Raw genomic sequence first — 21,409 nt, forward strand, 5'->3', positions numbered from 1 at the left:
CGCGGCGGGGCGATCTGGAGTCACCCCCTCTTTCTACACCTGTAGAGGGGTGCTGCTACGGTCTTCTACAGATGTAGAAGACCGGGCGGAGAGCGGGAGAAAGGTTGAGCATCATGGGAAACACCGCGGTCGTCGTCGGCGCGGGCATCGGCGGCCTCGCCGCCGCCATCGGGCTGCGGCGCGTCGGCTGGGAGGTGACGGTCATGGAGCGCGCGCCCGTCCTCGACGACGCGGGCGCCGGGATCTCGCTCGCCGCCAACGGGATACGCGCCCTCGACGCCCTCGGGGTCGGGGCCGCCGTCCGCGCGGCCGCACGCGGACAGTACACCGGCGGTACCCGCACTCCGGACGGGTCTTGGCTCGCCCGCATGGACGGGGCCGCCCTCGAACGCGCCCTCGGCACGCCCATCGTCGGCATCCCGCGCGCCACGCTGCACCGTCTGCTGCGCGCGGCCCTGCCGCCCGAGGTCCTGATCGTCGGCGCGGAGGTGACCGGCCTGGACCGCACGGAACCGGGCCGCGTCCGGGTCCGTACGCGGGCGGTCGGCGCCACGGCCGCCACGGGGGCGGACGCGGGCGCGGGCGCCGGGACGGGCGTCAGCGGCGACCTCCGCGCCGATCTGGTCGTGGCCGCCGACGGTGTCAACAGCCGCACCCGGACGGCCCTCTTCCCCGACCACCCCGGCCCGGTCTACAGCGGCTCGACCGTGCTCCGCGCCCTCACGGACCGTCCACTGGACCTCACCACGGACTTCGAGATCACGTGGGGGCACGGCGCCGAGTTCGGACACATCGCGTTCGCGGACGGGCGCGCCGAGTGGCACGCCGTCCTCAACTCGCCCGCCGGGGTCCGGCACGACGACCCGCTCGGGGAGATCAGCAGGCGCTTCGCCGGCTGGCACGAGCCGATCCCGCAACTGCTCGACGCGACCCGCCCGGAAGCCGTCCTCCACCACGACATCCACGAGCTGGCCACCCCTCTCCCCTCCTTCGCCGTGGGGCGCGTCGCGCTGCTCGGCGACGCGGCCCACGCGATGACCCCGAACCTCGGCCAGGGCGCGTGCCAGGCGCTGGAGGACGCCGTCGTCCTCGCCTCGGCGCTGGCGCGGGGCCCGGACACAGACGCCGCACTGATGGCGTACGACGCCGAGCGGCGTCCCCGGTCCCGGTCGGTCACCGTCGCCGCCCGCAAGGCGGGGCTGATGGGCCAGCAGCTCTCCGGGCGGGGGGCTGTGGCGCTCCGCAACGCCGCCATGCGCCTCGCGCCGTCGGGCGCGACGCTGCGGATGATCCTGCGCCACGCCGACTGGACCGCTCCGCGTCTCCCGGAGCCGGACGGGGGGACCCAACCGTTGAATAGGTGCGAAACCACCTGATCAACGGTGCTGCTAGCGTGTCGGAATGTCCCTGAAGCACGCGGTCCTCGCAGCCCTCCTGGAGGGCGAGGCGTCCGGATACGACCTGGCCAAGATCTTCGACGTGTCCGTGGCCAACTTCTGGGCCGCCACGCCACAGCAGCTCTACCGCGAGCTCGACCGGCTCTCCGAGGCCGGCCTGATCGCCGCCCGCGTCGTGCAGCAGGAACGGCGCCCCAACAAGCGCATGTTCTCCCTCACGGACGCGGGCCGGCAGGACCTCATGGCGTTCACGGCCCGACCGCCGCGGCCGACCGCCATCCGCGACGAGCTGATGGTCCAGGTGCAGGCGTGCGACGAGGGCGACACGGAGGCGGTGCGCGGCTTCGTCCAGGAGCGGATGGAGTGGGCGCGGGGGAAGCTCGCGCGGTGGGAGAGGCTGCGGGAGTGGATGCTCGCCGGCCGGGACGAGGCCACGTACCTGCGCGAGGCGGAGCGGATCGGCCCCTACCTCACGCTGATGCGCGGCCGTTCCCTCGAGGAGGAGAACCTCCGCTGGGGCGAGCAGGTCCTCGCGATCCTGGACCAGCGGCAGGCCGCACGGCAGCGGATCTGACCTCCGGGGGCCACCGATGACCGCCCTCCCTACCCTGCGGTAGCGTCACCCGTCGGTGACCGGAGGGGCCGGTCGGAGACATGGGGCGGGCCGGATGAACGTCGGCGACATCGTTGAGGACTTCACTCTTCCGGACGAGACGGGGACACCCCGATCGCTGACCGGACTCCTCGCGGACGGGCCGGTCGTCCTCTTCTTCTACCCGGCGGCCATGACCGCCGGCTGCACTGCCGAGGCCTGCCACTTCCGTGACCTGGCGGCCGAGTTCCGGGCGGCGGGAGCGCACCCCGTCGGCATCAGCTCCGACGTCGTCGAGCGGCAGCGCGAGTTCGCCGACCGCCACTCGCTCGGCTATCCGCTGCTCTCCGACCCGGAGGGCGCGGTCCGCGACCGGTTCGGGGTGACGCGGGGCTTCTCGCTCGCGCCGACCAAGCGCGTCACGTTCGTCATCGACGAGGACCGCCGGATCCTGGAGGTCGTCCGCAGCGAACTGCGGATGAGCGCCCACGCCGACCGCGCCCTGGCGGCGCTCCGGGCGCGCACGGCCTGAACCGCCGGCCACGACTGGATATCGGATCCAGGATCGGGGATATCGGATCGTGGATCATGGATCCAATATCCGTGATCCACGATCTCGACATGCGGGCGGACGGGGGTTCGGCGAAACTCGGTCGTACGCGCGGTCCGGCAGCGGCCGTCGGCGGAACGGAGTGCAGGAATGGACGACTACCCCCTCCTCAACGTCTTCTGGACCATGCTCTGGTTCTTCATCTGGATCATGTGGCTGTTCCTTCTGTTCAAGGTCATCACCGACATCTTCCGGGACCACGAGTTGAGCGGCTGGGGCAAGGCGGGCTGGCTCATCCTGTGCATCCTGATCCCCTACCTCGGTGTGTTGATCTATGTGATCGCCCGCGGCAAGAGCATGACGCAGCGGGACATCAAGCAGGCCAAGGAGAGCGAGGCCGCGTTCCAGTCGTACATCCGGCAGGCGGCGGCCGCCGGCGAGGGCAAGGGCAGCAGTACCGACGAGCTCGCCCGGCTGGCCGAACTCAAGGACAGGGGCGCCATCACGGACGAGGAGTTCGAGAAGGCGAAGGCCAAGGTCCTGTCCTGACGAACGACGACGCGGACGCAACGGTCCCCGCGCTCTCCCGCTCTCTGGTGCGGGAGGCGCGGGCCGAACCGGGCCGCCTCCCGGAGCTGCTCGCCGCGTTCGCCCTGCGGCACATGGGCCCGAGGGCCGCCCGGCACGTGGACCGACTGCGCCGCGAGCACCCGGAGGCGAGTCCCGCAGAGCTCCGGGCCATGGTCGTGGAACGGGGCCGACGCGCTGTCAGCGCCGAAGGGGCTTTCGTAGGCGGCCCGTTCATCGTGCTCATCCCCTTCGCGTTCTGCGGCGCGCTGCTGCTCCAGGCTCGGACGATCCTCGAACTGGCCGGCCTGGACGGACGGGACACCACCGACCCCGAGCGCGCCGCCGAACTGCTGGTCCTGCAGGGGGTGTACGCGGACACCGCGGCGGCCATGGCCTGTCTGCGCGCCCGCCCGGCATCCGCCGACGCCACGCCACCCCGCCCCGCCCGGAAGGCCGCGCTCCGGGACCTGATCCTGCGGATGGCACGCCTTCTCGGCATCCTCACGCCGGACGACGACGGCCCGGGCAGACTCGCCCAGATCGGTCAGTGGGCGGTCACGGTCCTGGTGATCCTGATCGGTCTCGTGGCGCCGCTGGTGTGGCTGCCGTACCTGGCGATCTCGTACCACCGCGGCACCACCCGGCTGACGGACCGCGCCACCCACTTCTACTTCGGCGTCCGCGACCGACCTGCGCCCCGCACCGGCCGTCTCCAGCCGGACATGGTGCTGGCGGGCATGCGGGCCCTGCTGTCGATCCTGATCCCGGTGGCGGGGGTGGTCCTGGTCGTCTTCACGGACCTGGAGCTCGCCGATGCGCGCTGGCCGCTGATCGCCCTCCTGCTGGTGATCTCTCCCGTGGTCGTGGGCGGCGTATGGCTCTGGCGCCGCCACGCGTCGCGCCGCGCCCACTGATGCCGTTACGCCGCGAATCCGAGGTTGGTGACGTACTCGTACTTGCCCCAGTCCGAGCCGAGGTCCGTGATCTTGTCGGTCCAGGCGTCGTCCAGGGCGCGCTCGTCACCGGCCGCCCAGGCGGCCACGATCCCGTCCCACCGGCGGATCTTCAGCGAGCGGAAGCCGACCACGCGCTGGTGGGGCCGGGCCACCTGGGACTGGTTGAGGGGGTGCAGTTCGACGCGCGTACCGCCGCGCGAGTTCAGCCGGGCCAGGAGGTAGCGGGCGACGTTCACGCGGCGGACCGCCCGGTACACGCGGTCGATCCGCTCCAGGTTGGCGCGGTTCGGCTGCCGTCTTCCGGCCAGCCAGGCCTTGACCGTGCGGTCGGTGGCGGTGAGACCGGCCTCCCGCGCCTGGCGCAGCGCATGTGCGGACCTGGTCAGGTAGTGCAGCCGGGCCTGGAGTCCACGGCGCGTGGTGACGGGCGAGGCGATGGTCTCGACGAGCCGGTCGAGCTGGCGGGCCGCGGCCTCGCTGCCCTTGATGCCGCGCGCTCCGTAATGGCCGAAATCATGGGTGTGATCGGGCACTCAGCTCGCCTCCCCCGCGGTGTAGACGTCCTTGACCTTCACTTCGGTGACACCCCGGCCCTCGGGGAAGACCCGCCGCCAGTCGCCGATGACATGGAGCTCGTCGGTGCCCATGGCGCGGACGACGGTGAGGCCTTCGTCGTGGGCCTTGTAGGCCTTCATCCAGAGGTTGGCGAAGGCCTGGGAGCGGATGAGGTGCATCCAGTCGGGGCGGTACAGCTCACGGTTGTAGTTCGACTCCCCCATGGTGGCGACGAACTTGGAGTACATCGCCTTCACGTACTCGAGCGTCACCTCGTCCTCGGCCTCGACGGCGGCGGCGCGGGCGTCGCGCAGCGCGTTGCGGAACTTCTCCAGGAGGTTCTCGGTCGCGCCCGAGGTGAACGACTCGTGGACGACGGGAGGTTCGCACAGCCCGTACGCGGGTGAGGACAGGCGGAGCAGCAGGCGCAGGGTCGGCTCGGTGACCCAGAGCGGGCCGGGTTCGTCGCGGGCGCCGAGCGGGTTGGGGAGGTGGTCCTCGTGCTCCCAGGCCGGCGGGGTGATCAGGTGGACCCCGGCGCGGCGCCGGTCGTGGGGGCCGCCGGTGTGGTGTTCGAGGGCGCCGAGCGGGAGATGCGTCTTCAGGGCGCTGAGGTAGGCGCCGTTGATGTCGAGCGCCGTGATCTCGTGCGAGCCGGCGGGCAGGGCGGCGCGGGTCCACTTGGGGCGCGCCTCCCAGATCTCGTCCGCGCCGCGGGCGGTCTTCTTGCGCAGGATGGCGGGGAGCGGCGGATGCGCGACGATCTCGTAGCGGGCGCCCTTGCGGCAGGCGTCGAGCAGGGCCATCGCGTCGGGGATCGCAGTACGGATCAGCTCGGCGGTCGCCGCGTCGGCGTCGCCCTGGTGCTGGGCGAGGGCCCGGTGCACGCGGTCCTCGATGAGCCCGACGGGGGTGGGCGCGGGCTCCTGGAAGGCCCGGCGGGTGGGGACCTTGGGCCGCGGTGCGGTCACGGGCGGGCGTGCGGGTGCGGGGGCCGGGGCGGGCACGGGGGCCGGGGCAGGGGCTGGTGCGGGTGCGGCAGAGGGCGCGGGCGCGGGGGGCGCCGCCTGGGCGCAGTCCTCGGGGGTGAGGTGCTGGGCGAAGCCCGCGACCTGGTGGCGGGCGGGCCTGCCGCACAGGACGCAGAGTTCGGGGACGGGCAGCTCGGTGACGTCGTCGTCGGCGGCCGCGTGCTCCGCCGGGCGGACGGCTGGCTCCGGCTCGGGCTCCGGCTCGGGCGTCAGCTTCTCGCGGAGGCCGTCCAGGAGGTACGCGTACCGGGTCCGGGGCTCTCCGGTCGGTTCCCGACCACCGGTCTCCCAGGCGCCGAGGGTCGACGGGCTCACGCCCAGCGCCCTGGCCACCTGCGCCTTGGACAGCCGGGCCGTCTCCCGCAGCCGTACCCGATCCTCGGGGGCCGGGAGTTCCGCCTCGGGGCCCACGGCCGCGAGCAGCGCGTCGACCGCTTCGAAGTCCGTCACTGCCGCCCTGCCTCCACAACCCTCTGCACATCGCCACCCTACCCGCCGGTCCCGCACCCGGCGGGGTGCGGGACCGCGTCGCAGAGGGGAACGGTCAGCAGCTCATCGCCCAGGTGTGGGAGTCACCGCGGTCGTTGGCCGCGCCGTTGTAGTTGACCTCCTGCCCGGGGGTGAGGCAGATCGTCATGGAGCCGCCCTGATGCGCGCTCTCGTAGACGCGGACGTGGTCCTTGATGCCCGGTCCGGAGATGCCGTGGTTGGCCCAGGAGGGGTCGGTGTCGGCGATCCAGCTCTCCCACCAGCCGTCGTCGCCGCTCCAGTTGGCGCGCTGACCGCCGAAGTCGGCCTCCTGCCAGGTGCAGAAGTGGCCGCTCGGACAGTCGGCCGCCCGGGCGGGGGCGGTCATGGCGAGCCCACCGGTGAGGGCGAGCAGGGCCGCGGCGGCGGTGAGGATGCGCTTCATGAGGTGGCGTTGCCTTCCTGTGTGGTGAGGGGTGCGGACAGTGCGGCTGCCCGCCGCAGTGCGCGGCTGCGCAGCTGCCGGTAGGTGGTGAGCTGGTCGTCGCGCAAGGCGCGCACCTTCGCCAGCTCGGCGGGTTCCAGCCGCGCGCGCACCTGGGCGAGTCCGCTCTCCTTGTCGCAGCGCGCGACGACGGCGGGGGCGGGGCGCTGGGAGCGCGGGCGGCCGGGTGGGGTCGCGCACCGGTTCCAGCGCTCGAGGGCGGCCCGGTGGGCGGGGTCGTCCTTCATCCGGTCCTGGGCCTCGACGCGCAGGTTGTCCACGGTCACCTGGGCGCGGAACCAGCGTGTCTGGTCGCCGTAGAGCGTCTGTCTGGCCGTGGCGAGGCAGCCGTCGGTGTGGGCGGTGACGGTGTGGCCGGTGGCGAGGGTGAGAGACAGTTCGCGGGCACCGGTTCCGAAGAGCGCCGCCTGGAGGCGGCGGTCCTCCTCGGGGGTGTCGGGCCGGCGGGCGAGGGTGAGTCCTCGGGCGTCGAGGCAGCGGTCGACGAGGGTGCGCTCGGCGGTCCTGAGCAGCTGGTCCTGCGCCTGGGGCGTCGGAGGGAGAGTCGGGCCGGGGACCGCGGTGACACACCCCGTGAGCAGGATCCCGGCAGCCAGGGTGCCGACGGCTCGACGGATGTGCGCGCAGGTGTCCCGCATGACGGCCCCCTCGTGACGTCCCTGGTCAGCGGGCCGACGACGGGTTCGTCACAGCCCGTGACGATCACTGCCCGGGCAGGAATGGGGCATGCGCGGGGTCACTCGAAGGTGTCGAACGCGCCGGAGCGCGCGCCGCACGAGAGCCTTCCGCACCTCCGGGAACGACAAAGCCCCGGTTGGACGGGGGATTCCAACCGGGGCTGATTGCCGCGACGACGAAGAGCGGTCACCTCAAGGGGGGACTCGGGGACCGGGCCCCTTCACCGTCACACATTGATGAACGATAAACCTTCAGGGCGAGTTCCATGGCACCAGGTGTGACCGATGTGAGACACCTCACCCCTTTTTCACCGTTCGTACATCTCACATTACGGACGGTAGACGGCGCCCGGTTCGGCCTTGCCGGGCGCGAGCAGTTGGGGAACCGTCACGAAGGTGAATCCCCGCCTCTTCAGCTCGTCGATGATGCCGGGGACGGCGGGGACGGTCCCGTCGTAGATGTCGTGCAGCAGGATGATCCCGTCCCCCTGGGCGCCGTCGAGCACCCGCTTCCGTATGAGCGCCGAGTCGGTCGTCGCGTAGTCCTTGGCCGTGACGCTCCACAGGACCTGTGCGAGGCCGAGGTCGCGGCTGACCTCGGAGACCGTGTCGTCGGTGCGCCCCTGCGGCGGCCGCATCAGAGTGGGCCGGCGGCCGGTGATCTTCTCTATGGCGTCCTGGGTGCGGGAAAGCTCGTCGCGCACCTCGTCGGCCTCCAGGTCGGTCAGGATGCGGTGGGTCCAGGTGTGGTTGGCGACCTCGTGCCCGTCGTCGGCGATGCGCTTGACGACCTCGGGATAGCGGTCGACATGCTTCTTGCCGAGCAGGAAGAATGTGGCGGGGACCTTCTTCTCCTTGAGCACGTCGAGGAGGCGGGGCGTGTCCTTGCCCGGACCGGCGTCGAAGGTCAGCGCGATGCACTTCGCCTTGGCGCAGTCGACCGCTCCGGCCGGCTCTCCCGCCCCTGCCCCCGCCCCCGCCGCGGCCGCCTTGTCGTCCGATCCGACGGCCTTTCCCCGGGCGTCCCCCGGGCTGATCGGGTCGACCCCGCAGCCGCTCAGCGCGAGCACGAGAGAGGCCGCCGCCAGCAGGGCGACGGCCGGTCCCCGGCGCTTCACCGTTTCAGTTCGGAACATGCTGCAACCCGCTTTCCCCGTCGATGGCTTCGGATGCCCACGCGCCCCTGGTCAGGGGTGTCACGGCGTGGCATGCGAGCACTCTACACACGGTGTATACACGCCATGCATAGGGGGTGCGGGCAGAGGTGCGGGCAGACATGTGCCCCGGGCGGCGCCCGTCCGCTCCGCCCGGGGTGTCTGTGTGCCGGCAGGGGGCCGCGAGTCAGCGGGAGGCCAGCAGCAGCCGGGCCTCGGTCTCCTGGTCGCCCGAGACGGACTGCAGGGACTGGATGTCGAAGGTGGCGGCGAGGGTCTTCTCGACCTCGTCGACCGCGTGGTAGCCGCCGGTCAGCAGTGCTCCGACCATCCCGGCCAGATGCACGGGGCCAGTCTCCTCGCGGCGGCCCTCGGCCGTGTCGAACGTGGCCACCCAGACGGTGGGGGTGGGCGCGGTGGCAGCCCGCGGCCCGGGCGTGGGCACGTCCTCGAGCTTGTACACGTGGTCGAGCACGTCGAAGACCGCCTGGGCGTCCTCGCGGTTGCAGTCGCTCAGCTGCACGGTGACATCGGTGTCGATGTGCGTGTCGTACACGTCGCTCATCTCCTCGCGGCCGGGCGTTCCTGTCGTCCTGCCACGCTTCCAGCATCCCTCGCGTCGGGGCGTCCCGCGACGTTCCGGCGCACGCCTCCTGACATGCGGGCTCGGGATTGAAGTCGGCCCTGGGGGTTATTCGCGGAGAAGGACGACTACGGGAGGTTCCGTGTCCACTCGACCGAAGCGGAACCAGGCGGAGACCGATGGTCTCTACCGTGGGCGTCACGAGACGCCGGAGGAGAGGGCGGACCGGCGCTGGGGCGACCTGATGCAGGAGATCAGGGTCGCTCAGACGGGCGTGCAGATCCTTTTCGGCTTCCTCCTCACGGTCGTCTTCGCACCCCGGTTCACGGAGTTGTCGGACACCGACCGGACCATCTACGTGGTCACGGTGTCGCTGGGCGCCGCGGCGACGGGGGCCCTGATCGGGCCGGTCTCGTTCCACCGCCTGGTGGCGGGGCGCCGGATCAAGCCCCAGGCCGTGGTGTGGGCCTCGCGGCTGACGTTCACCGGGCTTCTGTTCCTGCTGGCGACGCTGGCCTCGGCTCTGCTGCTGATCCTGCGGGCCGCGACGGACGACGGGTACGTGCCATGGCTGGTGATGGGGCTGGTCGCCTGGTATCTGCTGTGCTGGTACGTGCTGCCGCTCTGGGTGCGCCACCGGTACACCCGTGAAGACAGGAACAAGACGTGAGCCCCGGGCTTCACGCTCCGCGGATGACCCGCTCGACGGTGTCGGCCTCGGCGGCGGGCTTGTCCGGACGGTACCGGACGACGCGGGCGAAGCGCAGGGTGACCCCGGCCGGGTAGCGGGTGGAGCGCTGCAGACCGTCGTAGGCGATCTCGACGACGAGCTCGGGGCGTACGCGTACGGTGAAACCGTCGTCGTCCACGGCGAGTTCGCCCAGCTTCTCGGTCTGCCAGCGCAGCATCTCGTCCGTGAGGCCCTTGAAGGTCTTGCCGAGCATGACGAAGGTCCCGTCGGCTGCCCGGGCGCCGAGGTGGAGGTTGGAGAGCAGCCCGGTGCGGCGGCCGTGGCCCCATTCGGCGGCGAGTACGACGAGGTCGAGCGTGTGCACCGGTTTGACCTTGAGCCAGGTGCGGCCGCGACGGCCGGCCACGTAGGGCGCGTCCAGTGCCTTGACCAGGACTCCTTCGTGGCCCCTGGCCAGGGTGTCGGTGAGGAACCGCTCTGCCGCCTCCACCTGTTCGGGCGCGTCCGGGTCGTCGACGACGAACCGGCGCACCCGCCGGTTCGCGGGGAGCAGCCGGGCCAGGACGGCGTGGCGCTCCCGGCCCGGCCGGTCGATGAGGACCTCGCCCTCCGCGGCGAGCACGTCGAAGAAGACGGGTGAGAGGGGCAGCGTGGCACTGGCGGTGCCGACGTCCACGCGGGAGCCGACCCGGGAGGCGATGTCCTGGAAGGCCATCGGCCGAGCGGTGGCGGGGTCGAGCGCGATGACCTCGCCGTCCAGGATGAACGGATCGCCGGCCGTCGCCCGGGCGACGGCGACGACCTCGGGCAGTCTTCCGGTGATGTCGTCGAGGGAGCGGGTGAACACCCTGACCTCGTCGCCGCGGCGGTGTACCTGGATACGGATGCCGTCGAGCTTCTCCTCGACCGCGCAGGCGCCGAGGCCTGCGACGGCCTCGGTGACCGAGGCGGCCGTGTGGGCGAGCATGGGCAGGACGGGGCCGCCGACGCGCAGCGCGAAGGTGTCGAGGGCGGCGGGTCCGTCGGCGAGCACGGCCTGGGCGACGCGGGGCAGGGAACCTTCGAGCATCACGGCGCGACGGAGCTCGGCGGAGGGCACGGTGGCGGCCCGCGCGACCCCTTCGAGGGCGATGGCGTCGAGGGCGCCCTGGCGTACCTCCCCGGAGAGCAGGCGGATCAGGAACTCCTGCTCCTCCAAGGTGGCGGCGGCCATCAGGTCATGGACGAGCCGGGTGCGCTCGGCCTGGGCCCCGGCGCCGGAGACGGCGGCGAGCTCGGTCATGGCGGCATCGGTGCCGGCGAGCGTGAGACTCGGGTGCCCGGCGGGCGGCACGGCGGGCGGGATCGCGTTCTTGAGCACGCTCCAGCCGACACCGATGCGCCCCTGGGGGAGCCGGCCGGAGAGGTAGGCGATCACGAGCGGGCTCTCCTCGGGCGCGGCCTCCGAGAAGAGCTCGGCCAGGACCGCGATCTTCCGCGAGCGGGCGGAAGTGGCGGCGACCTGGCGGGACGCGTCCGCGAGTCGTGCCAGAAGCATGGGCCCATCCTCCCTCGGGCGATGCCGGAGCCGCACGTCGGATGGGGGTACGAGGTGGTCGCGCGCCACGTTCGGGCCCACCCCGCGCGGCCCCGCGCCCGACCTGACCCGTGCCGACCCGCCCCGGCCTGCGGCGTCTCGCCCCCCGCGCCCCGAGCCGCCGCGCCTCGCCCCCGCCTCGCCCCGAGCCGCTGCGCCGCGCCCCGACTCGACCCGACTCGCCCCGCCGCACCCCGACTCAACGCGACTCGCCCCGAACTCGCCCCGCACCGACCCGCGCCGACCCGCTCAGCGCTAGCCCGTGGTCATCGCCTCCGCCTCTCCCCCGGCCACCGTCTTACGGCGCCTCAGGCGGTCGAGGAGCCCGCGGCGGGTCCGCCGAGCGGGCGGGCGGGCGAGCGTGGCCGCACGGGGCGGTCGGGCCACGGCCGCCTCGGGTCCGCTGGCCTCCACCAGCCCACGCGCGCCCCCGGCCCCTCCCGGCGTCCCGACTCCACCTGATGCGACGCGTCCACCCTCCGCCCCGGGACCTCCCCACGCCCCGGGTCCACCGTCGGGGCACGGGGCCGGCCGGTCCGCGCGGGCCTCGTCCAGGGCGAGGGCCAGGCTCATGCGATGCCAGAGGATCTCGTCCGGGTCGTCCGCCAGCATCAGCCGGTCCGCGATGTCCCGGGCGGTCGCCGACTCGGGCCGTCCGGAGGGCGGTTCGGGCCGCAGCCGGTCGAGGTGGGTGCGCTCGTACGGGTCGTCGACGACCTCGGCCAGCTGAGCGGGGTCGAGGAGGGAGGCGATGGCAGCCGCCCGCCCCCATGGGTCCTCGGTCGCGCGGAGCAGTAGCCCCAGGCGGCGGGCCCGCCAGTTGCGCGGCCGCCGGTCCTCGCCCCCGTCGAGGCGCTCCCTGATCTCTCTCGGCAGCCTCCCGGTCAGCAGCCCCGGATGCGTCAGGGCGAACTCGCCCAGCTCACCGGCGAGATAGAGCCAGACCACCGCGCGGTAGCGGTTCAGATAGAACCGCACCGGGCTGAAGTGCCCCGTCCTGGCGAGCTTGGTGAAGCGGTCCGGCGGCACCGCGAGCAGCTCGGCGCCCTCCGTCGTACCGACCGTGCGGACCCGGTCGCGCAGTCCGTCCGGGAAGTCCGGCGCGGCTCTGAGCCGGTCGATCTCGGCCTGCTCCACCCGGCGCCGTCCACCTCGGGCACCGGGAACCCCCGGTGCGGCCCCTGGTGCCCGAGGAGCCCCGGGCGCTGCGCCCGGAACGGTCCTCACCAGGCCGAGCTGCACGGCGAGCTGGAACTCGTCCCGCCTCAGTTCCAGTTCCTCCGCTGCCCGCGTCGGTGCCAGCGAGCGGACGCCTTCTTCTCCTGTCATGACGGTCTCCCCCGTGAGCGACGATTACTCTCGGTGACGACCGTACCCTGAGCGGCCCTGCCCCCGCTCGGCCTGTGGATAACTCAGAGTCAGGCGACGCCGGGCTGCCGCGCCGCCACCCCGAGGTGCTCGCCGACCCTGTTGACCAGCAGCGTCATCTCGTACGCCACCTGACCGACATCGGCCTCCGCCTCGCTCAGCACGCAGAGGCAACTGCCCTCGCCCGCCGCCGTCACGAAGAGCAGGGCCTCGTCGAACTCGACCATCGTCTGCCGCGCGCGGCCTGCCTGGAAGTGCCGGCCCGAACCGCGCGCCAGGCTGTGCAGGCCGGAGGAGACGGCGGCCAGATGCTCGGCGTCCTCCCGTTCCAGACCGCTGCTCGCTCCCGTCACCAGCCCGTCGTTGGACAGCACCAGCGCGTGCCGTATGAACTCGACCCGCCGGGTCAAGTCGTCCAGGAGCCAGTCCAGTTCCTTGTCCAGCGCCATGCGTCGGTCCTTCCCCCTGTGTGTGGCGTCCCCGTCGACCCGAAGTCCCCGCGGTCCGCGTGTCGCGGGCAAGCCTTACGCACTGTCGTGGACAGGGCAAGCACCCCTGTACGGCTCGTGTGGCGCGGGTACCGCCCGTTGCACCGGTAGCGCAGCATGGGGCGCATGGCAAAGCTGACCGAGGAACAGTGGCGGGCCTTCGTGTCCGCGGGAACCCGCACCGGGAAGCTGGCGACCGTGCGCGACGACGGCAGTCCGCACGTGGTCCCGATCTGGTTCGTGCTCGACGGCGACGACATCGTCTTCAACACCGGCAAGGACACCGTGAAGGGCCGCAACCTGGCGCGCGACGGGCGGGTGGCCGTCTGTGTCGACGACGACCGGCCGCCGTTCGCCTATGTCTCGCTCCGGGGCCGCGCCGACATCAGCGAGGACCCGGTCGAACTGCGCCACTGGGCAGCCCGCATCGGCGGCCGGTACATGGGCGAGGACCGCGCCGAGGAGTTCGGCGCCCGCAACGGGGTCCCCGGCGAACTCGTCGTACGCGTACGGATCGAGAAGGTGACCGCGGAAGGCGGCGTCTCCGACTGACCCCGCCCGACGTGATGCCGGGGCTCCCGACGGCTCCGAGCGTCGGCCCGGCCCCTCGCCCCGAGCCTCCGCGTCCCGGCATCACGCTCCCGTCCCCTCACCCCACCGAGTCGAGCATCCGCGCCGTGTGGATCCGCCCTGCGTACTCGACCAGTCTGATGAGCACCTCCTTGCCCGAGTCCCGGTCGCGCGCGTCGCACAGCACCACGGGCGTGCCACGGTCCAGGTCCAGTGCGCGTGAGACCTCGTGCGCCCCGTAATTGCGCGCGCCCGCGAAGCAGTTGACCGCGACGACGAAGGGGATCTTGCGGTGCTCGAAGTAGTCGACCGCAGGGAAGCAGTCCTCCAGCCGTCGCGTGTCGGCGAGGACGACGGCTCCGAGCGCCCCCTGGGACAGCTCGTCCCAGAGGAACCAGAACCGGTCCTGTCCCGGCGTACCGAAGAGGTAGAGGGAGAGCCCGGAGCGGATCGTGATCCGGCCGAAGTCCATGGCGACCGTCGTGGTGGTCTTCTGGTCGACGCCCCCGGTGTCGTCCACCGACTCCCCCGCCCGGCTGAGCTGTTCCTCCGTACGCAGGGGACGGATCTCGCTGACCGCGCCCACCAGGGTGGTCTTGCCGACGCCGAATCCGCCGGCGACCAGGATCTTCAGCGCGAGGGCCGTGGTGTCCACGCCGCCGCCCGCACCGGTGCTCTCAGAGCGCTCGTAGGCCATCGATGACTTCCCTCAGGATCCGTTCGTCGGGCAGCTGCGCGGGCGGTACGGGTCGGCTGACCTTGACGAAGCCCGCTTCGAGGAGGTCGCCGAGGAGGACCCGGACGACTCCGACGGGCAGATCGGCGTCGGCGGCGAGTTCGGCCACCGACTGCGTCTCGGCCCGGCACAGGGTGAGCAGGGCCCGGTGCTCCGGGCCGAGGAGCGACTCCTCGGCCCGGCCGGGCGGGTCGTCGTCGACGACGACGAGTGCGATGAGATCGAACCGTACGTTGCTGGGTCCCGGCTTCGTACGGCCGCCGGTCATGGCGTACGGCCGGACGAGCGGCCCGGCGTCCGCGTCGTACCACTGACTGCCCGGCACGACCTGGCCGTCGCCGGTGCTGTCCTCGTTCATGGGGTGTCTCCGGTCAGCCGGCTGCCGGCGGGGTCGCGGTGAGCCGCGGTGGGGTGTGCAGGTGCTCGCCGACCCGCTTCACCAGGCGGGCCATCTCGTAGGCGATCAGGCCGATGTCGGCGCTCACGGTGCTGAGGACGGCGAGGCAGGATCCGTCCCCGGCGGCGGCGACGAACAGGAATCCGTCGTCCATCTCCACCATCGTCTGGCGGACGCTGCCGGTGTGGAACTGGCGGCCCGCGCCCTTGGCGAGGCTGTTGAACCCGGAGGCGATCGCGGCCAGGTGCTCGGCGTCCTCGCGGCTGAGTCCGCTGGAGGCGCCGACGGCGAGCCCGTCGTTGGACAGCACGACGGTGTGCCGGACTTCGCGGACCCGCAGGACGAGGTCGTCGAGGAGCCAGTCGAGTTCGCCAGAGCGGTGGTGGGACATCCTCTCGTGGTCGATCATGCGTGGTCTCCTTCACTGCCGAAGTCGCGGCCGAGGTCGCGGCCGAGGTCGCGGCCGAGGTCGGGGCGGTCGTCTGGGTCGTTGCCGATGTCGTTGCCGATGTCGTTGCTGACGTCGTTGCCGAAGTCGCGGCCGGAGCCGGTTCCGAGGGGTCGTCTGGTGCCGGGTGCCGCGCCGCCGCCCCGCGTCCAGCCGTCGCGGTAGGCGGTCATCCGGTCCCTGACCTGTTCGGGGGTGCGTTCGTCCGCGCCCTGGACCGCCGGGGTGGACGGGAGGTCGGCGGGCGGCGCCTCACGCAACTGCGGTACGAGGCTGGCCTGTCGTACGCGCCGGGGCAGGTCGCCGGAGTCGTCGGCCGGGGTTCCCGCCGGGCCGGGCACGGGCTGAGCGGTCTTGGCCGACGTCTGCGGCGGGGGTGGGGGCGGGGCCGAGTGGCCGCGCCGACGGAGGGTGGTGACGGCGGCCGGCGGCGGCTCGGGGGAACGGTGCTCCGGCGTCTCCGGCTGCCCCGCGAGGGCGGGGATGCGGGGCGGGCGCGGCAGGGACGGCGGCAGAGAGGAGGAAGCGGAATGAGGAAGGGCCGGGGACCGGGATGGCGGTGCGGAGCCCACCGAGACGGGCTGCTGCGGGCGTTGGTGCGGGAACGGGTCCTCGTCGCCGCCCGTACGTTCCTGGTACACCGCGTGCGCCTGCGGGCCTTCCCCGTACGCCGCCTCGGCCGTCCGGCCGCTCGACGTGCCCGTGCCCCTTCCGGGCGGGAGCGCGCTCTGCAGCACGTCCGTGGGGAGCAGGACGACCGCCGTCGTACCGCCGTAGGGCGAGGTCCGCAGCTGGACCTTGATGTCGTGCCGGGAGGAGAGCCGGCTGACCACGAACAGGCCGAGCCGGTCGCTGTCGAACAGGTCGAGGGCCTCGGACTGCGCGATCCTCGTGTTGGCCTCGGCGAGGCTCTCCTTGCCCATGCCGAGGCCGCGGTCCTCGATCTCCAGGGCGTAGCCGTTGCCTACGGGTTCGCCGCTGATCCGCACCTTGGTGTGCGGCGGTGAGAACTGGGCGGCGTTCTCGATGAGTTCGGCCAGCAGGTGGGTGAGGTCGGCGACGGCGCCGCCGATGACGGACGTCTCGGGGAGCTGGCGCACCTCCACGCGCGCGTAGTCCTCGATCTCGGAGACGGCGGCCCGTACGACGTTGGTCAGCGGGACCGGCATCCGCCAGGCGCGCCCGGGGGCGGCGCCGGAGAGGATGATCAGGCTCTCGGCGTGGCGGCGCATCCGGGTGGTGAGGTGGTCGAGCCGGAACAGGTCGCCGAGTTCGCTCGGGTCGTCCGCCCGGCGTTCCATGCTGTCGAGCAGGTTGAGCTGACGGTGGACCAGGACCTGGCTGCGGCGGGCGAGGTTGACGAAGACGCCCGAGATGCCGCTGGCGAGTTCGGCGCGTTCGACGGCTGCGGAGAGCGCGGCCCGGTGGACGGTGGTGAGCGCCTCGCCGACCTGGCCGATCTCGTCCTGCGGGGCGGGTCCCGGCGGGGTCTCGGCCTGTACGTCGATCTCCTCGCCGGCCCGCAGGCGCCGCATGGCGGAGGGAAGTTTGCGCCGGGCGATGCCCAGGGCGGTGTTGCGCAGGCTGATGAGTTCGATGACCAGGGCGCGGCCGATGCGTACGGAGATGACGAGGGAGGCGGCCACGGCGGCGAGGCCGAGCAGCACGGCCGCTCCACCGGCGGTGAAGACGCCTCCGCCGAAGGGGTCCGCGCGGTCGGCCGCCGCGCGGCGGGCGTCGGTCTCGACGGTCGTCATCCCGCTCCGTACGACGGCCATGGCGTCGTCCCAGGTGGTGGCGGGCACGGCCTGGACCGCCTTGCGGCCCGGGGCGGCGGCGCCGATCCGGTCCTCGGCGGCGGTGAGCTGCTGGTAGCCGCGCTCGGCAGCGAGCTTCTGCCAGGCGGCGCGCTCCGGACTGCGCAGGTCGGCGGTGGCGGACTCGATGAGGGTGCGGCGGGTCTCGACGGCTCCGGTGAACCGCCGAAGCCTTTCGGCGGTCAGCTCTCCCCCGAGGTGGGCGGAGCCGAGCAGGGCGTCCTCGCGGGCAAGCATCTCGCCGGCGCGGCCGAATTCGAGGAGCACGCGCGCGTCGGCACCGATCTCCGCGTCCTGGATGCCGGTCAGGGCGCCGCCGACGGCGAAGGCGGCGGTGATCGCGGCGGTGTACTCCTCGTACACCTGGTCCCAGTCGGCGTTGCCCGCCGCGGCGGCGGCGCGCAGCAGGCGCAGCCCCTCGGCCTTGGTGACGAACCGGTCGACCCGGTCGGCGACGTCGCGGGGCAGGTCTCCTGTGGTGCCGACGGTGTGCCGGTCGTCGAGGCGGAGCCGGGCGATGGCGGCGTCGGTGCGCCGGGCCGTGTCCTTGAGCTCGGTGGCGCGTCCGGTGCCGGGCGCGGCGACCTGGCGTACGGCGGCGCGGCGTTCGGCCTGCAGCGCGGTGACGGCGGCGGCGGCGGGTTCGCGGATCTCGGCGTCGACCCGTTGGAGCTGGCGCAGGCGGGAGATGTCCTGGGCGGTGGTGACGGTGGCGAATCCCCAGAGGGCGAGGAGCGAGACGACGGGGACCATCAGCAGCGAGACGATCTTCGCGCGGACGGTACGGGGGCGCAGTCCACGGCGCCGTGGTGGGGCGGTCGGGAGGGGCGCGCCGGGCGGGGCCTCGGGGGCGTGCGCGGGTGGTTCGTCGGCGGGCGGCCCTGCATGCGCGCGCCGTCCGCGCGCCGCCTGCGGCGGCGCCGTCGTCCCGGCGTCCTGGGTCTTGCGGGGAGTTCGCATGGCCTCCTCGTTCCGGCTGCGTCTGTCCTGGTGCGATGTGCGTGCCCCGTGCGGGAGGGTCCGTCCCCGAGCGGGAGGCTTCTTCGGCTTCTAGGGCCGGGGCGGGCCGGTGTCCAGCGGGCCCGCCGGGTAGGCGTACGAGGCCTCGGGCGTCCCGTCTCGCGCGCTCTCGTGTGCCGCCGCCTCCGCTCCCCTGGGCCGAGCGCGGAAGCCGGGAGGCGCGACGTCGACCGCGCGGTCGTCCGGCTCTGTGAGCCGCTCGGCCGAGGCGTACGCGGCGCGCTCCTTGGCGGTCGGGGAAAGGGCGACGAAGGCCGAGGTGATGAAGAGATAGGAGCCGAGGCCCACGGCGAGGGGGAAGATGAACTGCATGGCGGTGGCTCCGGGAAGCTCCTCCGTCGACGGGACGACCTCCACCTCGACGGCGAGCATGCCGGTGTAGTGCATGCTGCTGACGGCCGCGCCCATGACGAGCGAGGCGAGGGCCACGGCGGCCGGCGCGTGGATGTTCAGCGCGGCCCACAGCGCGGCCGTCGCGGCGACGACGGCGATGGCGACGGAGAGCGCGACGAGCGCCGGGTCGTACGTCACCTGTCCGTGTAGGCGGAGGGCGGCCATGCCCATGTAGTGCATGCTCGCGACGCCGATACCGGTCGTCAGACCGCCGATGAGCAGTGAGCTCCCCCGGTCACGCCCGTAGCCGACGGCGAAGACGCCGACTCCGACGACGGCCATGGCGATGAGCAGGCTGAGGATGGTCAGCGGAACGTTGTAGCGGATGTCGGTCCCGGTCACGGCGAAGCCGAGCATTGCGACGAAGTGCATCGTCCAGATGCCGGTGCCGATGGCGGACGCGGCGGTGAGCAGCCAGTTGCGTCGCGAGCGGCCGGTCGCGTCGAGCGCTCGTACAGTGCAGCGCAGCCCGAGGGCGGCGCCTATGCAGGCCATCGCGTACGACAGCACGGGTGTCAGCCAGCCGAAGGCGGCGTGGTCCAGGTGTCCCATGGCTCAGGGACGCTAGTCCGGACAAGGGGGCGCATCAGGGGCGCATTTCGAAACCTGATGGAATATGACACAGAGATGTTCCAGAACGATCGTGCCGAGCTCGAACATGCACACAGGGCGTTCACCCTTGAGGCTGAGGCATCATGCACGCATGAGCGAAGACCCGACCCGCGTCCAAGAGTTCTTCGGTCCCCGCGCCGCCGGCTGGGACTCCCGCTTCCCGGACGACGGTCCCGCCTATACCGCGGCCGTGGCCGATCTCGGCCTGCGCCCCGGTGCCGCCGTCCTCGACGCGGGGTGCGGAACCGGCCGGGCGCTCCCCGCGCTGCGCGCGGCCGTGGGGCCGGGCGGGACCGTCATCGGCGCCGATCTGACCCCCGAGATGCTCGCAGAGGCGGTACGGGCGGGGCGCGACAAGGCCGGGGCCCTGCTCCTGACCGACGTCGCCCGGCTGCCGCTGCGCGACGGGGCGCTCGACGCGGTGTTCGGGGCCGGGCTCGTCTCCCATCTGGCGGACCCGGCCGCGGGCCTGCGCGAACTGGCCCGGGTCGTGCGCCCCGGCGGCCGGCTCGCCCTCTTCCACCCCATCGGCCGGGTCGCGCTCGCCGCCCGCCACGGACGGCAGATCACCGATGACGACCTGCGCGCCGAGCACAACCTCCGACCGCTTCTCTCCGGTTCCGGATGGCAGATGATCAGTTACGTCGACGAGGACGACCGTTATCTGGTGCTCGCCGTTCGCCGGGATCAGTGAGCCCAGGATCGGGTGAGCGCGGCTCCGCCGACGCCGGAGGCGCCCTTCTGTCCCGGCACTTCCCTGTCTACCGTGGAGGTGCCGGGCAACCGTGCCCGGGAAAGGCGGCAGGCCATGGCCCGTGTGCGAGCGATACTCAACGCCCTCCTGCCGACCGCGCGACGGGCGCCGGGCGAGCCGCGCAAGCCCGTCCCGCCGCGACGGCAGCACAACATCTTCGAGGCCGCGGCCACCTACGTCACGGGGTGCGTTGAGGACGACCAGGACCGGATCGACGAGGCCGTCACCTGGGTCTCCCCCGAGGCCCTCTCCTTCGGAATCAACGAGCTCGCCTGCCGGGCGGTGATCGCGCTGGCCCGGGAGCGGGACGAGTCGCCCGAGACCGTCGCCCGGTCGCTGCTCGGGCTGCCTCAGACCTGAGCCGTACCGCTGCTCGCGCCGCCTCAAGACCTGAGCCGCACCGCTTGCTCGGGCTGCCTCGGATCTGAGCCGTACCGCTTGCTCGGGCTGCCTCGGATCTGAGCCGTACCGCTTGCTCGGGCTGCCTCCGGCCTGAGCCGTACGGAACGGGCCGCACCACTTTCCTTCCGAAGACTCTCGACGCGCGGGTTACCCACTGGTTATGGTGCGCCGACGACCAGATGGGGAGGCTGCCGTGGCTACCGCCGACGACGACGCGCTGTATGTGCTGACCGCCGTGCTGCTGACGCCCGCGCAGTTTCCGAGCGTGCTGGGCGACGACTACCCGGCGGCGTGCGCGGCGCTCGATCTCGAACCGTACGCCGGGGGCTACGGGCTCGTGCTCGGCCAGGACGGCGACGGCGCCCGGTGGACGGTGATCGTCGACGACGTGTCGCTGGTCGCCGTGGCCATCGCCTCCTGGGACTGCGGGATGGAGTACGACCTCTCCCCCGACGAGCGCTCGGTCGTGGCGGCGCTCCCCGGCTGGCCGCTCGCCGTGGCCACGGCCGCGCCCGGCCTGCCGACCCCGCACGACCCCGAGCCGGAAGAGGGCGACCGCGCCCCGCTGTCCCCGCCGGACGACGACTCCTGGGGCCCGGCTCAGCGCAGGCTCGGCGCCGACGAGGTGGCGCTTCAGTGGGCTGCGTGGCGGGCGCAGATGGACGAGGCCGAGGACGCCGACGACGCCCCGGACGCCGGGGACGCCGAAACCGACGCGGGCGCGCAAGCCCCCGCCGAGGGGGCCTCCGGCCCGTCGCGCGACCCCTACGACGGTGTGCGCCGCGCCCTGGCCGAGCTGCGCGGCTATCTGGAGGACGCACCGCCCGTCGGACGGGTGCGGTCGAGTTTCGCGGCCGGTGAGGCGCGGATGCTCCGGGCGGACGGGCCCGGCTGGTCCCTGGTCGCGCGGACCGACGACATGGCCTTCGTCCTCCTGGACGACGAGCCGCGCGAGGTCCTCCCCGTGGCCCGCGGCCCCAAGCTGCCGGCGCTCCTGGAAGCCCTGGACGCGATGGCGGTACGCCCCTCCTGACCCCCACATGGGCCAAGGGGCCGAGGTGTGGCGCGGAACCATGGCCGCACGGGAAGGCCGACCGCA

24 protein-coding genes are annotated in these 21,409 nt (G+C 72.8%); 10 read left to right on the forward strand and 14 right to left on the reverse strand.

Annotation, left to right across the window (positions count from 1 at the left end; genetic code table 11):
- The first annotated feature begins 113 nt into the window (after window positions 1-113).
- From ACZ4VI_RS00575 to ACZ4VI_RS00595, 5 genes are all read left to right on the forward strand, one after another.
- Entirely contained in the window at window positions 114-1,376 is a 1,263-nt protein-coding gene (locus ACZ4VI_RS00575; protein ID WP_467995296.1) for an FAD-dependent monooxygenase, read from the forward strand.
- A 25-nt stretch (window positions 1,377-1,401) separates the two neighbouring features.
- Window positions 1,402-1,971 (forward strand): PadR family transcriptional regulator, encoded by a 570-nt coding sequence (locus tag ACZ4VI_RS00580; RefSeq protein WP_467995298.1) that lies wholly within the window; start codon window positions 1,402-1,404, stop codon window positions 1,969-1,971.
- Window positions 1,972-2,065: 94 nt separating this feature from the next.
- Complete coding sequence (locus ACZ4VI_RS00585) at window positions 2,066-2,521, forward strand: peroxiredoxin (protein WP_467995300.1); 456 nt, start codon at window positions 2,066-2,068, stop codon at window positions 2,519-2,521.
- Window positions 2,522-2,689: 168 nt separating this feature from the next.
- Window positions 2,690-3,088 carry an SHOCT domain-containing protein gene (locus ACZ4VI_RS00590; RefSeq protein ID WP_467995302.1) on the forward strand — a complete coding sequence of 133 codons (399 nt, stop codon included), beginning with the start codon at window positions 2,690-2,692 and terminating at the stop codon, window positions 3,086-3,088.
- Window positions 3,089-3,135: 47 nt separating this feature from the next.
- On the forward strand, window positions 3,136-4,023 hold the full coding sequence (locus ACZ4VI_RS00595) for a hypothetical protein (protein WP_467995304.1): 888 nt from the start codon (window positions 3,136-3,138) through the stop codon (window positions 4,021-4,023).
- 5 nt (window positions 4,024-4,028) lie between these two features.
- Here the strand turns inward: ACZ4VI_RS00595 and ACZ4VI_RS00600 are convergent, their stop codons facing one another.
- From ACZ4VI_RS00600 to ACZ4VI_RS00625, 6 genes are all read right to left on the reverse strand, one after another.
- Entirely contained in the window at window positions 4,029-4,598 is a 570-nt protein-coding gene (locus ACZ4VI_RS00600) for a transcriptional regulator (protein WP_467995305.1), read from the reverse strand.
- Window positions 4,599-6,101, reverse strand: coding sequence for a helix-turn-helix domain-containing protein (locus ACZ4VI_RS00605; RefSeq protein WP_467995307.1), 1,503 nt, complete (start codon window positions 6,099-6,101; stop codon window positions 4,599-4,601).
- A gap of 94 nt (window positions 6,102-6,195) precedes the next feature.
- Window positions 6,196-6,564 carry a peptidase inhibitor family I36 protein gene (locus ACZ4VI_RS00610; protein ID WP_467995309.1) on the reverse strand — a complete coding sequence of 123 codons (369 nt, stop codon included), beginning with the start codon at window positions 6,562-6,564 and terminating at the stop codon, window positions 6,196-6,198.
- Window positions 6,561-7,262, reverse strand: coding sequence for a jacalin family lectin (locus tag ACZ4VI_RS00615; protein ID WP_467995310.1), 702 nt, complete (start codon window positions 7,260-7,262; stop codon window positions 6,561-6,563). The genes ACZ4VI_RS00610 and ACZ4VI_RS00615 overlap by 4 nt, the downstream gene beginning before the upstream one ends.
- Before the next feature lie 368 nt (window positions 7,263-7,630).
- The gene (locus tag ACZ4VI_RS00620; RefSeq protein ID WP_467995312.1) at window positions 7,631-8,437 is read right to left on the reverse strand and encodes a polysaccharide deacetylase family protein; all 807 of its coding nucleotides are present in this window, start codon (window positions 8,435-8,437) and stop codon (window positions 7,631-7,633) included.
- Between the two features lie 205 nt (window positions 8,438-8,642).
- Window positions 8,643-9,020 carry a hypothetical protein gene (locus ACZ4VI_RS00625; RefSeq protein WP_467995314.1) on the reverse strand — a complete coding sequence of 126 codons (378 nt, stop codon included), beginning with the start codon at window positions 9,018-9,020 and terminating at the stop codon, window positions 8,643-8,645.
- Between the two features lie 160 nt (window positions 9,021-9,180).
- On the opposite strand from ACZ4VI_RS00625, the gene ACZ4VI_RS00630 reads away from it, so the two are divergent.
- On the forward strand, window positions 9,181-9,708 hold the full coding sequence (locus ACZ4VI_RS00630) for a DUF6328 family protein (RefSeq protein WP_467995315.1): 528 nt from the start codon (window positions 9,181-9,183) through the stop codon (window positions 9,706-9,708).
- A gap of 10 nt (window positions 9,709-9,718) precedes the next feature.
- Here the strand turns inward: ACZ4VI_RS00630 and ACZ4VI_RS00635 are convergent, their stop codons facing one another.
- The 3 genes from ACZ4VI_RS00635 to ACZ4VI_RS00645 form a co-directional block, all read right to left on the reverse strand.
- Window positions 9,719-11,266: an ATP-dependent DNA ligase gene (locus ACZ4VI_RS00635; RefSeq protein ID WP_467995316.1), complete on the reverse strand. Its 1,548-nt coding sequence runs from the start codon at window positions 11,264-11,266 to the stop codon at window positions 9,719-9,721.
- 294 nt (window positions 11,267-11,560) lie between these two features.
- Complete coding sequence (locus tag ACZ4VI_RS00640) at window positions 11,561-12,634, reverse strand: DUF6397 family protein (protein WP_467995318.1); 1,074 nt, start codon at window positions 12,632-12,634, stop codon at window positions 11,561-11,563.
- A gap of 89 nt (window positions 12,635-12,723) precedes the next feature.
- Window positions 12,724-13,122 (reverse strand): roadblock/LC7 domain-containing protein, encoded by a 399-nt coding sequence (locus ACZ4VI_RS00645; protein WP_467995320.1) that lies wholly within the window; start codon window positions 13,120-13,122, stop codon window positions 12,724-12,726.
- 165 nt (window positions 13,123-13,287) lie between these two features.
- Here ACZ4VI_RS00645 and ACZ4VI_RS00650 point away from each other — a divergent pair, with 165 nt between their 5' ends.
- Window positions 13,288-13,713 (forward strand): PPOX class F420-dependent oxidoreductase, encoded by a 426-nt coding sequence (locus tag ACZ4VI_RS00650; protein WP_467995322.1) that lies wholly within the window; start codon window positions 13,288-13,290, stop codon window positions 13,711-13,713.
- A 97-nt stretch (window positions 13,714-13,810) separates the two neighbouring features.
- On the opposite strand, the gene ACZ4VI_RS00655 is transcribed toward ACZ4VI_RS00650, so the two are convergent.
- The 5 genes from ACZ4VI_RS00655 to ACZ4VI_RS00675 form a co-directional block, all read right to left on the reverse strand.
- Window positions 13,811-14,428, reverse strand: coding sequence for a GTP-binding protein (locus tag ACZ4VI_RS00655; protein ID WP_467995324.1), 618 nt, complete (start codon window positions 14,426-14,428; stop codon window positions 13,811-13,813).
- Window positions 14,409-14,825, reverse strand: a complete 417-nt coding sequence (locus ACZ4VI_RS00660; RefSeq protein ID WP_467995326.1) for a DUF742 domain-containing protein — start codon at window positions 14,823-14,825, stop codon at window positions 14,409-14,411. Before ACZ4VI_RS00660 ends, ACZ4VI_RS00655 begins: the two co-directional genes overlap by 20 nt.
- A 13-nt stretch (window positions 14,826-14,838) precedes the next feature.
- On the reverse strand, window positions 14,839-15,273 hold the full coding sequence (locus tag ACZ4VI_RS00665; protein ID WP_467995327.1) for a roadblock/LC7 domain-containing protein: 435 nt from the start codon (window positions 15,271-15,273) through the stop codon (window positions 14,839-14,841).
- The gene (locus tag ACZ4VI_RS00670; protein ID WP_467995329.1) at window positions 15,270-18,089 is read right to left on the reverse strand and encodes a nitrate- and nitrite sensing domain-containing protein; all 2,820 of its coding nucleotides are present in this window, start codon (window positions 18,087-18,089) and stop codon (window positions 15,270-15,272) included. Before ACZ4VI_RS00670 ends, ACZ4VI_RS00665 begins: the two co-directional genes overlap by 4 nt.
- 90 nt (window positions 18,090-18,179) lie before the next feature.
- Complete coding sequence (locus tag ACZ4VI_RS00675) at window positions 18,180-19,094, reverse strand: MHYT domain-containing protein (RefSeq protein WP_467995331.1); 915 nt, start codon at window positions 19,092-19,094, stop codon at window positions 18,180-18,182.
- Between the two features lie 151 nt (window positions 19,095-19,245).
- Between ACZ4VI_RS00675 and ACZ4VI_RS00680 the strand changes: the two genes are divergently transcribed.
- From ACZ4VI_RS00680 to ACZ4VI_RS00690, 3 genes are all read left to right on the forward strand, one after another.
- Entirely contained in the window at window positions 19,246-19,848 is a 603-nt protein-coding gene (locus tag ACZ4VI_RS00680; protein WP_467995333.1) for a class I SAM-dependent methyltransferase, read from the forward strand.
- Between the two features lie 114 nt (window positions 19,849-19,962).
- Window positions 19,963-20,268 carry a hypothetical protein gene (locus ACZ4VI_RS00685; protein WP_467995334.1) on the forward strand — a complete coding sequence of 102 codons (306 nt, stop codon included), beginning with the start codon at window positions 19,963-19,965 and terminating at the stop codon, window positions 20,266-20,268.
- Between the two features lie 202 nt (window positions 20,269-20,470).
- Entirely contained in the window at window positions 20,471-21,343 is an 873-nt protein-coding gene (locus ACZ4VI_RS00690) for a hypothetical protein (protein ID WP_467995336.1), read from the forward strand.
- Window positions 21,344-21,409 lie beyond the last annotated feature (66 nt).

This window comes from Streptomyces sp. NPDC029169 (genome assembly GCF_055563935.1).

Excerpts from the sequence above, each read along its gene's own strand:
- ACZ4VI_RS00610 (WP_467995309.1), bottom strand. The coding sequence starts at position 6,564 with ATGAAGCGCATCCTCACCGCCGCCGCGGCCCTGCTCGCCCTCACCGGT.
- ACZ4VI_RS00655 (WP_467995324.1), bottom strand. The coding sequence starts at position 14,428 with ATGGCCTACGAGCGCTCTGAGAGCACCGGTGCGGGCGGCGGCGTGGAC.
- ACZ4VI_RS00575 (WP_467995296.1), top strand. The coding sequence starts at position 114 with ATGGGAAACACCGCGGTCGTCGTCGGCGCGGGCATCGGCGGCCTCGCC.
- ACZ4VI_RS00690 (WP_467995336.1), top strand. The coding sequence starts at position 20,471 with ATGGTGCGCCGACGACCAGATGGGGAGGCTGCCGTGGCTACCGCCGAC.
- ACZ4VI_RS00615 (WP_467995310.1), bottom strand. The coding sequence starts at position 7,262 with ATGCGGGACACCTGCGCGCACATCCGTCGAGCCGTCGGCACCCTGGCT.
- ACZ4VI_RS00580 (WP_467995298.1), top strand. The coding sequence starts at position 1,402 with ATGTCCCTGAAGCACGCGGTCCTCGCAGCCCTCCTGGAGGGCGAGGCG.
- ACZ4VI_RS00585 (WP_467995300.1), top strand. The coding sequence starts at position 2,066 with ATGAACGTCGGCGACATCGTTGAGGACTTCACTCTTCCGGACGAGACG.
- ACZ4VI_RS00675 (WP_467995331.1), bottom strand. The coding sequence starts at position 19,094 with ATGGGACACCTGGACCACGCCGCCTTCGGCTGGCTGACACCCGTGCTG.
- ACZ4VI_RS00660 (WP_467995326.1), bottom strand. The coding sequence starts at position 14,825 with ATGAACGAGGACAGCACCGGCGACGGCCAGGTCGTGCCGGGCAGTCAG.
- ACZ4VI_RS00645 (WP_467995320.1), bottom strand. The coding sequence starts at position 13,122 with ATGGCGCTGGACAAGGAACTGGACTGGCTCCTGGACGACTTGACCCGG.
- ACZ4VI_RS00685 (WP_467995334.1), top strand. The coding sequence starts at position 19,963 with ATGGCCCGTGTGCGAGCGATACTCAACGCCCTCCTGCCGACCGCGCGA.
- ACZ4VI_RS00640 (WP_467995318.1), bottom strand. The coding sequence starts at position 12,634 with ATGACAGGAGAAGAAGGCGTCCGCTCGCTGGCACCGACGCGGGCAGCG.
- ACZ4VI_RS00625 (WP_467995314.1), bottom strand. The coding sequence starts at position 9,020 with ATGAGCGACGTGTACGACACGCACATCGACACCGATGTCACCGTGCAG.
- ACZ4VI_RS00670 (WP_467995329.1), bottom strand. The coding sequence starts at position 18,089 with ATGCGAACTCCCCGCAAGACCCAGGACGCCGGGACGACGGCGCCGCCG.
- ACZ4VI_RS00665 (WP_467995327.1), bottom strand. The coding sequence starts at position 15,273 with ATGATCGACCACGAGAGGATGTCCCACCACCGCTCTGGCGAACTCGAC.
- ACZ4VI_RS00680 (WP_467995333.1), top strand. The coding sequence starts at position 19,246 with ATGAGCGAAGACCCGACCCGCGTCCAAGAGTTCTTCGGTCCCCGCGCC.
- ACZ4VI_RS00620 (WP_467995312.1), bottom strand. The coding sequence starts at position 8,437 with ATGTTCCGAACTGAAACGGTGAAGCGCCGGGGACCGGCCGTCGCCCTG.
- ACZ4VI_RS00635 (WP_467995316.1), bottom strand. The coding sequence starts at position 11,266 with ATGCTTCTGGCACGACTCGCGGACGCGTCCCGCCAGGTCGCCGCCACT.
- ACZ4VI_RS00650 (WP_467995322.1), top strand. The coding sequence starts at position 13,288 with ATGGCAAAGCTGACCGAGGAACAGTGGCGGGCCTTCGTGTCCGCGGGA.
- ACZ4VI_RS00590 (WP_467995302.1), top strand. The coding sequence starts at position 2,690 with ATGGACGACTACCCCCTCCTCAACGTCTTCTGGACCATGCTCTGGTTC.